General features: G+C 52.6%; 12 protein-coding genes. 9 read left to right on the forward strand and 3 right to left on the reverse strand.

The window, feature by feature from the left end:
• Window positions 1–7: 7 nt before the first annotated feature.
• The 6 genes from FCL42_RS01875 to FCL42_RS01900 all read left to right on the forward strand — a co-directional run bounded on the left by FCL42_RS01875 (window position 8) and on the right by FCL42_RS01900 (window position 5,410).
• Window positions 8–556 carry a heme NO-binding domain-containing protein gene (locus FCL42_RS01875; RefSeq protein WP_136861667.1) on the forward strand — a complete coding sequence of 183 codons (549 nt, stop codon included), beginning with the start codon at window positions 8–10 and terminating at the stop codon, window positions 554–556.
• Between the two features lies 1 nt (window position 557).
• Window positions 558–2,195: a response regulator gene (locus tag FCL42_RS01880; RefSeq protein WP_136861668.1), complete on the forward strand. Its 1,638-nt coding sequence runs from the start codon at window positions 558–560 to the stop codon at window positions 2,193–2,195.
• 40 nt (window positions 2,196–2,235) lie between these two features.
• On the forward strand, window positions 2,236–2,694 hold the full coding sequence (locus FCL42_RS01885) for a DUF2780 domain-containing protein (RefSeq protein WP_136861669.1): 459 nt from the start codon (window positions 2,236–2,238) through the stop codon (window positions 2,692–2,694).
• A gap of 523 nt (window positions 2,695–3,217) precedes the next feature.
• The gene (locus FCL42_RS01890) at window positions 3,218–3,841 is read left to right on the forward strand and encodes a hypothetical protein (protein WP_136861670.1); all 624 of its coding nucleotides are present in this window, start codon (window positions 3,218–3,220) and stop codon (window positions 3,839–3,841) included.
• Between the two features lie 405 nt (window positions 3,842–4,246).
• On the forward strand, window positions 4,247–4,663 hold the full coding sequence (locus FCL42_RS01895) for a hypothetical protein (RefSeq protein WP_136861671.1): 417 nt from the start codon (window positions 4,247–4,249) through the stop codon (window positions 4,661–4,663).
• 294 nt (window positions 4,664–4,957) lie between these two features.
• Window positions 4,958–5,410: a low molecular weight protein-tyrosine-phosphatase gene (locus tag FCL42_RS01900; RefSeq protein WP_136861672.1), complete on the forward strand. Its 453-nt coding sequence runs from the start codon at window positions 4,958–4,960 to the stop codon at window positions 5,408–5,410.
• A gap of 113 nt (window positions 5,411–5,523) precedes the next feature.
• Here the strand turns inward: FCL42_RS01900 and FCL42_RS01905 are convergent, their stop codons facing one another.
• Genes FCL42_RS01905 through FCL42_RS01915 form a run of 3 tightly spaced genes read right to left on the reverse strand, consistent with a single transcriptional unit; the run spans window position 5,524 to window position 10,553 of the window.
• A complete protein-coding gene (locus FCL42_RS01905; RefSeq protein ID WP_136861673.1) occupies window positions 5,524–6,489 on the reverse strand; it encodes a CsiV family protein in 966 nt (321 codons plus the stop codon).
• Complete coding sequence (mfd, locus tag FCL42_RS01910; RefSeq protein WP_136861674.1) at window positions 6,486–9,923, reverse strand: transcription-repair coupling factor; 3,438 nt, start codon at window positions 9,921–9,923, stop codon at window positions 6,486–6,488. The genes FCL42_RS01905 and mfd overlap by 4 nt, the downstream gene beginning before the upstream one ends.
• 51 nt (window positions 9,924–9,974) lie before the next feature.
• The gene (locus FCL42_RS01915; protein ID WP_136861675.1) at window positions 9,975–10,553 is read right to left on the reverse strand and encodes a PilZ domain-containing protein; all 579 of its coding nucleotides are present in this window, start codon (window positions 10,551–10,553) and stop codon (window positions 9,975–9,977) included.
• A 69-nt stretch (window positions 10,554–10,622) separates the two neighbouring features.
• Here FCL42_RS01915 and FCL42_RS01920 point away from each other — a divergent pair, with 69 nt between their 5' ends.
• The 3 genes from FCL42_RS01920 to lolE are packed head-to-tail and all read left to right on the forward strand — an operon-like array spanning window position 10,623 to window position 13,766.
• On the forward strand, window positions 10,623–11,855 hold the full coding sequence (locus FCL42_RS01920) for a lipoprotein-releasing ABC transporter permease subunit (RefSeq protein WP_136861676.1): 1,233 nt from the start codon (window positions 10,623–10,625) through the stop codon (window positions 11,853–11,855).
• Window positions 11,848–12,531: a lipoprotein-releasing ABC transporter ATP-binding protein LolD gene (gene lolD / locus FCL42_RS01925; protein WP_136861677.1), complete on the forward strand. Its 684-nt coding sequence runs from the start codon at window positions 11,848–11,850 to the stop codon at window positions 12,529–12,531. The genes FCL42_RS01920 and lolD overlap by 8 nt, the downstream gene beginning before the upstream one ends.
• Window positions 12,528–13,766, forward strand: a complete 1,239-nt coding sequence (gene lolE / locus FCL42_RS01930; RefSeq protein ID WP_136861678.1) for a lipoprotein-releasing ABC transporter permease subunit LolE — start codon at window positions 12,528–12,530, stop codon at window positions 13,764–13,766. Before lolD ends, lolE begins: the two co-directional genes overlap by 4 nt.
• Window positions 13,767–13,769 lie beyond the last annotated feature (3 nt).

The raw sequence follows: 13,769 nt of genomic DNA on the forward strand, positions 1-13,769 counted from the left end.
ACGGAATATGCAGGGAATCATCTTTACCGAGTTTTTAGATCTGGTGGACACCGCCTTTGGGCCAGAAGTCACCGAGGCGCTGTTTGATGAGGTTGAATTGCCCAGTGGCGGCAGTTATACCCGAGTGGGCAATTACGACCATGAAGAGATTGTCTCTCTGGTGGTGGCGTTAAGCGATAAAGTGAAAACTCCGGTGCCAGAGCTGCTTTATACCTACGGCTACCACCTGTTTCCAAAGCTGATGGACCATTACTCCGGCCGCATGTCTGGCTGCAAATCTTGCTTTGAATTTTTGTATGCGGTGGAAAACGAAATTCACACCCACGTAAAGAAGATCCATGCCGACGCCGAGGTGCCAACCTTTGAGTTCCCACAAAACAGTGCTGAGGTGATGGAGGTTATCTATAACTCTCCCCGAGGCTTAGCCGACGTGGCCCACGGATTGATCGCTCGCTGTGCGGATCATTACAACGAATCGTTGGGAATCAAGATGACCGATTTGAGCGGAGACAATAAGACTCGAGTCAGCTTTCTGCTAACCCATCAGAGCGCTTAATATGTCCGACATCTGGCGCAAGCGTTATGAGCGGGAACGCCGAGCGCGGCAGGAAGCCGAGCAACTTCTTGAAGATAAGAGCCTTGAGCTTTATGAACTGAATCAACAGCAAGCTGGTGAGATTCGCCTGCGGCAAAAATTCGATGTTTACCTGCTCGGCACTGCGCGCTCCTTGTTGGCCGCCAGCGTCTCCTCACCTTTTGACAGCATCAGAGCCACCTTAGAACAGTTGCTCGCAACCCAAGGCGTTGCCTGGGTTGGGCTCGAATGGGGGCGAGGTCGAAAATTGTGCCTACCCACACCCAATGCAGGCCCATGGCCCAAAATCGACTGTAAACACTTGGATTCCAGCTTCGAGCTACTGTCTCGGCATGGATTTACCCGTGGCCTTCAGGTCGCTTCAAAGGGGGTTCGTTTGATTGTGGCCGATGGCGGTCACGCCCCCTATTCCAAATTGCAGCAGGAGTTCTTCCGAGATTTGGTGTCGCTTTACGGGGCGTTTTACGACAACTGGTTGGCGTTTAACCAACTGCAACAGGCTGAGCAGGAGACCCATCGGATGTCGACCCTGCGCTCACGCTTTTTGGCGATGGTGACCCATGAACTCAGGACGCCGATGAATGGGGTGCTAGGCTGCGCCGATCTGTTGGCATCCAGTAAATTGGATGCGGAACAAGCTCAATTACTCAGGGTACTGACGCAGTCAGGCAAAAGCCTGTTGGCGCTTATTAATGATGTGCTGGATTACAACAAAATTGACTCTGATCAGTTCTGCCTTGAGTCAAAACCGGTAGACATCAAAGCCCTGTGCATGGATTGCATAGAGATTGTTCGTCCATTGGCGAGTGAAAAGAGTATGGAGATTAAGTGCCAGTTTAAAGGCGAGTTTCCCCCTGCGGTGCTGATTGACCCGAGTCGCTATAAACAGGTGTTACTGAACCTGCTTGGTAATGCGGTCAACCACAGCGACAAAGGGGGCGTGACTCTGGGCTTAACGATGAGCCAGGAGGGGCGGCGAGTTCAGTTGATCACCTGGGTGGAAGACTCAGGCCCTGGCATCAGTGATGATTTTCAAAAACACCTATTTGATCCCTTCACCCAAGAGACCAGCTCTAAAAAAGGCACGGGCCTTGGGCTGTCCATCAGCCAAAAGCTGGTTCGCCGTTTAGGGGGTGAGCTGGAGGTATTCAGCGAGTTGGGAATTGGAACCCGTTTCTACTTCGCGCTGGCGCTAGAGCCTGCCACGTTAGCCGCTTCTGAGTCGATAAAGGAATCTTCGACCAAGCAGGGCAACATTTTGGTCGCGGAAGACACCAAAGCAAACCAGTTGGTGGTGCGTTTGATGCTGGAGAAAGCCGGCTGTCAGGTCACCATCGTTGAGAATGGTCAACAAGCCCTCGAGCAAGCTCAGGTTAAGCCTTACGACCTCATTTTAATGGATTGCTCCATGCCTGTGATGGACGGCTATGAAGCCACGCAAGCGCTACGTGACAATGGCTGTGACGTGCCCATTTTGGCATTAACCGCGACCACCACCGCTGAGTCCCATCAGATGTGCATGGCATCTGGGATGAATGACGTGCTTCACAAACCCATTCAGAAAAGCTCTTTGCTACAAGCCATCAATCAATGGCTGTAAAGCCAACTATCCTTAGCCTTTTACTTCGGAGTCCACGCCAATGAAACGCTTTCTTTCAATGTTAATGCTGGCCAGCGCATTGCTGCTGCCCTCCACCTCGGCAATGGCAAATTTGCTGGAAACGCTAACCTCTCAACTGGGTGTCAGTGAGCAGCAAGCGCAAGGGGGATTAGGGGCGCTGTTGGCAACGGCGCAGCCGAACCTGTCTAGCGAAAACCTGTCGGCTCTTGGCGGCATCATTCCTAACATGGATGGGCTTTTGGCTACGGGCACCAAGTTGTTGTCATCGGGTGAGAGCTCGGATTCCGGTTTCGGCAGCATGCTGGGGCAGGTGATGGGAGACAGCGGCAGCTCTCTGCTGGGCTTAAATGATGCCTTTTCTAGCTTGGGTCTCGACAGCGCCATGGTTGGCCAGTTTAGCCAGATACTGCTGGATTACGTCAACTCTGAAGGGGGCCAAGCCTTGATGCAGCAGCTCAAAGGGGCACTGCTTCCTTGATGACGATAAAGGGGCTTTTCGGATGATGCCGACAAAGCCCCTTCAATGAATGCCTGTCTTTTAAAAATTCGTGTCTTTAACACATCTCTCTAGCATCACACATCCTAGCCCTACCTACTTTACCGCTATCGTCCCCCCATTTGTTTACCTGTTCGGCTGGCGCCGTGAAGAGACCGTTACTCTTGGACGGCACTAAATCGTCTGCTTTGTGCCCAAACCTGCCATTCTCACTGAACCCGAACAACGTCTTGCCGGCGAAGGCCGGTATCCAGTGCCCTTGTACTTAAGGACGGTTTCTACGGCTCAGCTCAGAATGGGATTCTATAAGAGATCACTGCGATTCAAGACTTCTATGTTTTACCCTAAGAATGTATGGCGCTTGATCTAAGCCATTGTTTTTTATATCTAACAATGTAAGTTAGTCGCATTGTCGTGCGTTAAGTGACCGTAGACGGTCACCTACAGGATTTGGCGTTTACTGTGAATTCTCAGTAATACACTGTTAGCTGTAAAAGGAGATACCGTGGCAGTTGGTGAAAATACCGTTAATTATATTGAAATCATTAAGGCTACAGGTCCTTATTTAGTGGCTATGGTAGGAATGTTCTTTGGGTTTTTCCAATTTAAAAAAACAATTCAATCTCAGAAAGAATTAGCCAAAATCTCAAAAGAAAAAGATATTGAAATTGCGAACATTCAAAATATATCTGTAAGAAACATGGAAGCCATGAAAAATCGTCAATTAGCTATATCGAAATTACAAGAAGTCTATAGCCCAATGTATGCGAAAATTGAATCTCTTTTGCATGTTTATTGTGGTCTAGTTACAAAGAAACAACCTGCTAATGTGATTAAAAGCGATTTGGAAAAAATGGTAATTGATGACTATCTACTTTTAACAACCGAGAAGCATAAATTAGTTTTAGCTGAAGCAATAGCAATTTGCCAAGTTTTACAAGATCACAAAGCGTATGAATTAGCCGTAAAATTGGACTTTAAAATCATTGAGGTTTTGTCATTATTTGATTTTACGGGTAATTCCTGTGGAAGCGAGCATATAGACAAGCTTCGAGAAGTACAAAAAGATTTGGGGCTTTTATATGTTTCGTTTTTTTACAGAGTCGCAAATTTGAATGAATACAGCTAACAAGTAGTTTAAATGGAATAAAAACAGTTGGCTATCGCTTCGCGATTATAGCCAACCATCTTATCCGCTTAACGAGGCGTTATGTCTTTAGGAATTTATGAGTTTATGAATTTATTAAGTGATTGTATGCTTGGAGGCAATCAGTTGCGTACGTATAACGAACGTGGTGAGCTGTTTCCAGATCCGAACCTTATATTTAACATTGACCATATGTGTGCTTTTGTATCGATGGAGTTGAAACAGTGGCAACTACACGCGAGTAAAGTAGATGAGGATCTACGTTCGAGTAACACTACTCAAAGCACAAGAATCATGTTTGATGAATTTAACATGCGCTTATATCTAAAAAGCTTGTTAAGTGTTTGCACCTACTATGTTGCTTGAGTTGAAGCAATTGATAAGCTTATGCAGCAAATGTATCGAATAAACAATCAATATCGATTTGGGCTAAAAAAGCCCAAGCTAAAGGATAAAGTCGATATGAACTTTCACAATAAAGTAAAGTTTATACGAGACAAATCATTTATTCACCAAGACTCTAAGGAAATTTCTAACCCTATGGATAAGAGAACCGCAATGGACTGGACTTTACGCGTCTCATCTAAGCAGGGCAGTTCTACAACATGTGAGAGTTATCGGTTTGGTGATGGTGGTTGGTTTGTTGAAGTCAATGGATTAAGAACTCAATCTTCAATCGATATTCAAGTAACCGGATTCAGCGACTTCTGTAATAAAGCAATTGAGCAACTTAATGTAAGAAGAAAGCGAGCAAGTGGGTATTTTCAGTCCTTGTCAGAAGCAATGGGTGTGATCAAAGCATAACAAAGGCATCAAGGTGACTTGTTAGATTCGGCAGTTTTGGTATCGAGTTTAGCGCGCTTGGTAAGTTAGTCGAGGCGCACCTCATGCCAAGCGTTACTCCATCCACCCAATGACCGCTGTTGGCCGGTTGTGCCCTCCATGCTTTAACGTTGCTCATGCATTGATAAACGTCTTGGCCTTATTAATTCAGGATGTTGTCAGCCGGATGATGAGGGCTTGTGGTAGGCTTGAATCTGCGTATCCAAGGCGGTTGATGTCACCGTTTCAACCATGGCCGTAGCGAAGGTTAACTTTATGAATAATAAAATAGAGTCAGTTTTAGTCGTGTGCATGGGCAACATCTGCCGCAGTCCTACGGCTGAGGCGGTATTTCGTCAGCGTTTTTCTGAAGCCGGGTTACAGGTTGAGCTCGATTCCGCGGGAACCATCGCCCATCATCAGGGAGAGCGTCCCGATGCCCGCTCCATGGAGGCAGGGCGAAAGCGCGGCTACGATTTTGGCCAGATGCGAGCGCGTCAGGTTGTTAGCGACGACTTTGAGCGCTTTGACCTGATTCTCGCTGCTGACCGCGACAACCTATCCGACCTTAAGCGTCGCTGTCCTGCAGAGCATCAACATAAGTTGGGTCTGATTCTTGGCGACCAAGAGGTTCCTGATCCCTATTATGGTGGCGACAGAGGGTTTGAGCTGGTTTTAGATCTGATTGAAACCGCTGCAGATAACCTAATCCAGCGCCTGCAAAAGTAGGCTGACTAAGTGTAAACATAAGCCTTGTCATTAAAACCAAAAATCCGAAGCCAGTGCTTCGGATTTTTGTTGTGCGTTCGGCGCAGGTGCCGCCAGAGACTGAGGTTTTACCTTTACTCTTCGGTTTCCGCCTTTGGCTGTGGCATGCGGCGAATTTGCACCACCATGCCTAAGCGTGGGTGGTCAAAGTAGTGCACCTCGCGGCTACGAACCCGTCGGCTTTGCTTCATCTCGATGATGCTCAAAAACGGCTCGGTCTCCACCTGCTGTTCCTGTTCGGTCGCCAGCTCTAGGGTGTCATTGACGGCGGAGTTTAAGCTGCTCTGCTCAGCTTCTTCGGCGGTAAGCTGACGAGTAATAGGCCGCTCTATCTCTTCTCTAAGCTGCAGCTTTGTATCGATATAGAGGAAGTGATTCAGGTAGATGCGCAGCCAGCCATCCAATTCCCAAACCGGATCTGTTTGGGCCGAATAGGGCACTAATGGCCAGCTGAAATCGAACTGGGAGAAGGCGCTGTCTTGAGCTGGACGCAGGCGGCCATCGGCAAAGAAGCGCTCGCCGAAGTTGTTGCCACTGTATAACCGGTACGCTTGGCTGTTGCCGCGGCTGTATACCGGTTGCTTCCAGACCGAATGCAGTTTCAGCTTCATGCCTTGGCGCTTAAGTTTGTTGAGCGCGGCGGTAAACTCCAGTTCTGAATCATCCAGCAAAAACGGTTTGCCCAGCAAAGGATCGCCGGGCAAGTTTGAGGTCACCACATTGGGTAATTGAGAGGGAAGCTGCGGCTTTTGCGGCGCGGCTGGCTCAGGGCAGGGCTCCTGATTCTGCCAGCTGTATGGATCGCATTCGCTCAAGGCGCCGGTCAATGAGGTGAGATCAGGCATCATCGCCGGCCCAAGAAGGTCGAACGTGTGGCTGGTCTTCACTGGCGCTTTGTCTTCCGGCCAAGTTTCACTGGAACTTTGTGGTCGCTCAAACACCGCCACTTCAACTTCAAACCAGGTGGCAAGCTCGGCGTTGGCCGGTGCGGCAAGGGCACTGGCCAGCAAGGTTAATGCGACAAACGTCTGTCTAATCATTGATTTCCCAATAAAGTGAGCAGTTGCTCCAAAGTATCTAGACGAGCTTTGGCTTCCTGCTGCTCATCTTGATAACGCAATTTAGTCGGACCATCCATTCGGTAGCGTCCCGGATCTGATTGTAGCAAACCAATGACGATTTCCGGAGTCACTTTGGTGTCTGGGCCGAACTCAATGCTGCCGCCTTTGGTGTGGCCATCGATACGTCGAATGCCCAGGGCCATCGCCTTAAGTTTGAGTGCGGTAACTCGTAATAAGTTCTCGGTGGCGTCCGGCAGTTTGCCAAAGCGGTCCACCAATTCAACTCGGGTTTCCATCAGTTCATCGCCATTGTTGCAGGAGGCGATGCGTTTGTAGATAGCCAGACGGGTGTTGACGTGGGGAATGTAATCATCGGGCAGCAGTGCAGGCAGTTTCATCTCCACTTCGGTCTGCTCGGCGAGAATCTGATCCAGAGACGGCTCTTTGCCCGCTTTGAGGGCGGCAACGGTCTGCTCCAGCATGTCCATGTAGAGGCTAAAGCCCACTTTGGCGATGTGGCCACTTTGCTCATCGCCCAGCAGTTCACCGGCACCTCGAATCTCCAGATCCTGAGTGGCCAACATGAAGCCCGCTCCCAAGTCTTCCAGTTGCGAAATCGCCTCCAGACGTTTCTGAGCGTCTTTGGTGAGCTTCTTGGTTGCGGTGAGCAGATAGGCGTAGGCTTGATGGTGAGAGCGGCCTACGCGGCCTCTGAGCTGGTGCAGCTGCGCCAGACCGAAGCGGTCGGCGCGCTCAATGATGATGGTGTTGGCACTGGGGATGTCGATGCCGGTTTCGATGATGGTGGTGCACACCAACACGTTGAAGCGCTGGTGGTGGAAATCGCTCATCACCCGCTCCAGCTCGCGCTCTCGCATCTGGCCGTGGGCGATGGCAAAACGAGCCTCAGGAACCAGCTCAGCCAGCTCTTTGGCGCAATCTTCGATGGTTTCCACGCTGTTGTGCAGGAAGTAAACCTGACCACCACGCATGATCTCCCGCATCAGCGCTTCGCGGATAAGCTCCCCCTGTTTGGGGCGTACGAAGGTTTTCACCGACAGTCGACGGGCTGGCGGAGTGGCGATGATGGACAGATCTCGCATGCCCGACATCGCCATGTTGAGGGTACGCGGAATTGGCGTCGCGGTCAGGGTTAGAATGTCCACTTCGGCGCGCAGCGCCTTGATCTGCTCTTTTTGACGCACTCCAAAACGGTGCTCTTCATCGACAATCAGCAGGCCGAGATCGGTAAATTTGATCTCTGATTGCAGTAGCTTGTGGGTGCCGATGAGGATGTCGACCTTACCTTCGGCCAGATCCGACAACACCTTTTTCTGTTCGCTGGCGGTCTTAAATCGAGACAGCACTTCGATGCGTACTGGCCAGTCGGCAAAGCGGTCGCGGAAGTTATCGTAGTGCTGCTGCGCAAGCAAAGTGGTGGGCACCAGTACGGCGACCTGCTTACCGCCGCTAACGGCCACGAAGGCGGCGCGCATGGCCACTTCGGTTTTACCAAAGCCTACGTCACCACACACCAGGCGATCCATGGCGTTGCTGGTGCGCATGTCTCGCACCACGGCATCGATGGCGTTGTGCTGATCGATGGTCTCCTCAAAGGGGAAGGAGGCGGAGAACTTGGTGTATTCAACGTCATCCAGCTCAAAGGCAAAGCCGGGTTTGGCTTCACGGCGAGCATAGACATCCAGCAGTTCGGCGGCCACATCACGTACTTTTTCGGCGGCTTTGCGGCGGGCTTTGTCCCAGGCTTCAGAGCCCAGCTTGTTGAGGGTGACTTCGCTGTCTTCATTGGCGTGGTAGCGGCTGATGAGGTGCAGCGCCGACACCGGCACATACAGCTTGGCGTCGTCGCGATACTTTAGCACCAAAAATTCGGTGCTCATGCCACCGGCATCCAGAGTTTGTAGCCCTTGATAGCTGCCCACCCCGTGTTTGAGGTGGACCACTGGTTGGCCGACTTTCAGCTCGGCCAGGTTTCGAATGAGGGTATCGGAGCTGACCGCTTTGCGGGCGCGGCGGCGTTGACGCACTCGGCCACCCAAAAGCTCCTCTTCACAGACGATGGCAAGTTTCTGCTTGTCCAGCACCACACTGTTGGCCAGTGGCGATACCACCAGGCCGATGGGTGCATCACTGTCGAGGAACTGATCCAGATGCTCGAAGGGCTGAATGTTGAGCTGCAAAGGTTTGAGCAGCTCCATCAGCGCTTCGCGGCGACCGTCGGTTTCCACACTAAACAGGGTGCGTTTAACTTCAGACAGGCGGGTTGCCAGTGCTGACGTGGGCTGTTTGAGCTGATGGTTTACGGCGATGTCACCAATGGCGGTAACCCCCGCTTGTGGCTGTTTGGCAATTTCGCTGATCTCGTCGGTCAGCTGAATTCGGCCATGGGGCTTCATCAGTGAGAACAGCTCTTCTGGGCGCATAAACAGCTGCTCAGGTGGCAGTAGCGGCCGCAGTGGGTCGACGCCATAGTTCTCATAGCGGTGCTGAGCGTCCACCAGATACTGTTCGGCGCTGGCCTGAATGTCACCGGTGGTCAGCAGCTGTACCTGCTCAGGCAGGTAATCGAACAGGGTCGCGGTTTCGTCAAAGAACAGTGGCAGGTAGTTGTCTACGCCGCCGGGCATCAAACCTTTGCTGATCTGCTGATAGACCGATTCTGACTCGTTGCTGATGCGGTTGAAGTGCTGACCCCAGTGGCTACGAAAGCGTTCAATGGCTTTATCGTTGGTGGGGAACTCGCGCGCGGGCAGGAGGCGAATCTTATCTAAGGTGCCGCCGCTGCGCTGACTGTCCACATCGAAGGTACGGATCGATTCCAGCTCATCGTCGAACAGATCCAAACGCAAAGGTTCGTCGCTGCCCATGGGGAACAGATCAATAATCGAGCCGCGCACCGCAAACTCACCGTGCTCATACACTTGTTCCACATGGTGGTAACCGGCTTGGGTTAGGTTGTGCTTGAGGCTGGCAACGTTGATGGTTTGCCCGGGCTCCAACAGCAAGACTTGGCTGGCCACGTAATCGACTGGCGATAGCCTGACCATGGCGGTGTTCACAGGCACGATGACCAAACCTGAGGTTAGGTTGGGCAAGTGGTACAGGGCTTCTAAGCGCTGGGATACGATGTCCTGATGAGGCGAGAAGCTGTCGTAGGGCAGCACTTCACGATCTGGGAACAGGGTGACATCCAGATCCGGGCACAGGTAACTGAGCTCCTGCTCAAGGTGCAGCGCACTGGGCGTATCTTTGGTTATCAGCAGACTGACGCCTTGGTGTTGGCGTACCAGTCGGCTGATGGTGAGGCTTAAAGCGCAACCAAGCAGGCCGGTTAGGCGGCGCTTGGTGCCTGGGCCAGCTTTCGCTGGCGACAGTGGGGAGAAACGACTCATATTACAAACTTGTGTTGTTCTCCGGCGAACACCGCCGAAGGCTTTCGAATGTTAATCCGCCTGTTGGCGGCGGGCGGCGGCTCGAGCGCGCAGGTGGCGCTGTTCTACCTGTAAGCTAGCGTGCACTAACTGCTCCTGATCACCATCGCTAATGCTGGTGAAATCCAGGTGCCAGTGGTAGCGGTCTTCAACCTGCTGACAGTCGATCACCTCGGCGATGGCGTAAACGGCGATGTTCTCTTCGCTTACCAGCAGCTTGATCTCCAATACCGTTCCCACCTCGATCGCCTGTTGGTGGCTGACTTTTACGCCACTGCCGCCAAAGCTGACCCCTTTGCAGCGGTAGTGGGCTTCAAGGGAGTTGGCCAGCTGCATCTGCAGGACCAGATCGATTTTTCGATTTTGCAGATTCAGGTATTCCGCTAACTCGGCGGTTTCCTGTTTGAGGTTGCTCATCAGTGGCAACACCCGCTGTTCAACTTGATTGACCTGAGCCATCAACTGGAAGGCGCTGGGCATCATGGCGATCAGGGCATCGTCGTCCACCAGCTTGAACTCTGGTTCGATTGGGTCGGCCAGCAATAGAAAATCGCAGGCAACGCTGAAGAAGTTCTGGTGCTCGTTTGTCATGGCGGCGCTTGTATCCAGTGGGTGAATAACTTTATTATCCGATAACTTATGTATTTGGCAAATGGTTAAATGTCACCCTCGGTCTCCCTGTTCATCGGTTTGCGCTATTGGCGTGCCCGAAAAGATACGCAATTTGTCTCCTTTATTACCTTTTTTTCTGTGGTTGGCATCGCTCTGGGTGTGGCGGCCTTGATCATCGTGACCTCGGCCATGAATGGTCTTGAGGGCCGTCTTAAGCATCGGCTGTTGGGCACGGTACCGCAAGTGGTGGTAACCCCAAGCAAGCCAGTGAGCGATTACCAACCTTTGCTTGACCAAGTGGCGAACCATCAAGGGGTGCGTGGCGGCGTGCCTTTGGTGGCGACCGAAGCGATGTTGCAGGGGGATGGCCAGTTGTCTGCGGTTCAGCTGCTTGGGGTTGAGCCGGCGCAGGAACTTGAGTTTTCTGGCATCGGGAACCACATGCTGCAAGGCTCCTTGGCGGATCTCACCCCAGGGAAGTATGGCATCGTACTTGGCAGCAAGTTGGTGCGGGATCTTAATCTGATGCTTGGTGACCGCATCAAGGTGATTTCCGCTACCGGTGCCAGCTACGGGCCGATGGGGCGTGTCCCCAGCCAGAGAAACTTTACCTTGGTTGGGGTGTTTGAAATTGGTGCTCAGGTGGACGGCGCCTTGGCGTACATCCACGTGAACGACGCCGCCAAATTAACCCGAATCGGCAGTGGTAAAGTTTCGTCATTGCGTCTTTATCTCGATGATGCCTTTGCGGCTCCGCAAATTGCCCAAGAGCTCAAAGCTCAGTTTGAGAGCGCTGCGGATACGGTGAACATCAGCGATTGGCGTCAGCAGTACGGCACCTTGTTCAGCGCGGTCAAGATGGAGAAGAACATGATGGCGCTGCTACTGACGCTCATCATCGCCATCGCGGCCTTTAACGTGGTGTCGGCGCTGGTGATGATGGTAACCGATAAAACCGCCGACATTGCCATCTTGAAAACCATGGGGCTTGGCCGTGCTCAGGTGATGGGAGTGTTCTCGGTGCAGGGGATGACCAGCACGGTTCTCGGGGTACTCATTGGTGGCGCGGTCGGTTTTGTGGTGGCGCTGAACCTGCAAAATGTGCTGTCCGCGCTGGGGATCTGGCTGCTGCCTCCTGGACAGGCGCTGCCGGTGATCATCAATTACGGTCAGATTGCGACCATCATGCTTGGGGCGCTGCTTCTGAGTTACTTGGCCACCCTCTATCCCGCCTGGCGGGCATCTAAGATTCAACCTGCTGAGGCGTTACGTTATGAATAAGCCACTGCTTTGCTGCCAAAATCTGGGCAAAGTTTACAACGAAGGCAAACTGGAAACTCGGGTTCTGACCGACCTGAACCTTGAGGTGCATGCCGGCGAGTTGCTGGCGATTGTCGGCAGCTCAGGCTCTGGGAAAAGTACGTTGCTGCACATTGTGGGAACCCTTGATACGCCAACGGAAGGTAAGGTTGAATTTCTGCAGCAGGACCTGTTTGCCATGGGCGACAGTGCCCGTACCCGCCTGCGTAATCAGAAGTTGGGTTTTGTGTATCAGTTCCACCATCTGTTGCCAGAGTTCACGGCGCTGGAAAACGTGATGATGCCTCTGCTGATCGCGGCCACCAACAAAGGCGAAGCGAAGCGCCGAGCCCAAGGTTTGCTGCAGCGAGTGGGGCTGGGGGAGCGAATGGATCACAAGCCATCGGAGCTCTCCGGTGGTGAACGTCAGCGGGTGGCCATCGCCCGAGCGCTGGTGAATAACCCCGCGTTGGTGTTGGCCGATGAACCGACAGGAAATCTGGATGAGCGCACCGCCGCCGAAGTGTACAGTTTGATTCGCGAACTGGCGAAGGAGCAGGGCACCGCCTTTGTGGTGGTGACCCACGATCGCGAGTTGGCGGCGAAACTGGATCGGCAGCTGATGATGCATGGCGGCCGTTTGCAGGAGTCTCTATGAATCAGTTTGCCTTAGCCTGGCAGCTGGGCTGGCGCTTTCTTCGGGCCAGAAACAACAATCAGTTTATCTCTTTTATCTCCCTGTCTTCGATAGTCGGTGTGGCTCTTGGGGTGCTGGTGTTGATTGTGGTGCTTTCGGCCATGAACGGCTTTGAGCGGGAGCTTAAGCAGCGATTGCTGGCGGTGGTGCCCCATGCTGAATTGGTGGCGGTAGACAGCCCGATTCCTGACTGGCGCGCCATGGCGGCGGATGCCGAGCAGGAGGATTCAGTGGTTGCCACTGCGCCTTTTACCTTGGTGAATGGACTGTTGATGAAGGGCGAAACCCTCAAAGGGATTAGCGTTCGCGGCATTGACCCTGAGCTGGAGTCCAAGGTGTCTGCAGCCAGTGATTACATGAGCGACGAGGCCTGGCGGTCTCTGGCGACGGACAATCGTCCCTTGGTGCTGGGAAAGGTATTGGCGAAAGAGCTTGGGTTGGAGCTGGGTGATAAAGTAACCCTGCTGGTTCCTCGCGCTTTGCATGAGGGGCGCAGGCCTCCTAAGCGGGAGGTGTTTACCTTAACCGGCGTGTTTGATCTTGGCGGCGAAATCGATCGCACCACTGCCTTTACCAACCTTGGCTCTGCGTCCACCATTCGTCAATTTGGCGACGGTGTCGGCGGCGTTCGGCTGGCGCTGGCGGATGTGTTTGATGCCCCATCAACGGTGCGCCGAATTGGCTATCGTCAAGATCACTATCTGTATCTCAACGACTGGACCCGCACTCAGGGGCACCTCTATTCCGATATCCAGTTGATTCGGATGCTGATGTACGTGGTGCTGGTGCTGATGGTGGCGGTGGCCAGCTTTAACATCATCTGCTCTTTGGTGATGTCGGTTCGGGATAAGCGAAGTGAGATCGCCATTTTGCGTACCATGGGCTTGGGACGAAAAGCGGTACTGCTGGCTTTCGTGATTCAGGGGGCGTTGACGGGACTGACGGGCTGCCTTATTGGCGCTGTGCTTGGCAGTGCGCTGGCGTGGCGTTTATCAAGCTTGTTGGCGTATCTGGAGCAGCTATTCGGCATCACCATCCTCTCTGGGGAGGTGTATTTTATCGATTTTCTACCCTCTGAGCTTATCTTAAGCGATGTGCTGACCGTCAGTGCCATCGCCTTTGTGGTTACCCTCATCGCGTCGCTCTATCCCGCGTGGCAGGCGGCCAAACAGGAGCCAGCCAGAGCGCTAAATTGATAA

The organism is Ferrimonas aestuarii (assembly GCF_005116665.1).
Lineage (GTDB): Bacteria > Pseudomonadota > Gammaproteobacteria > Enterobacterales > Shewanellaceae > Ferrimonas > Ferrimonas aestuarii.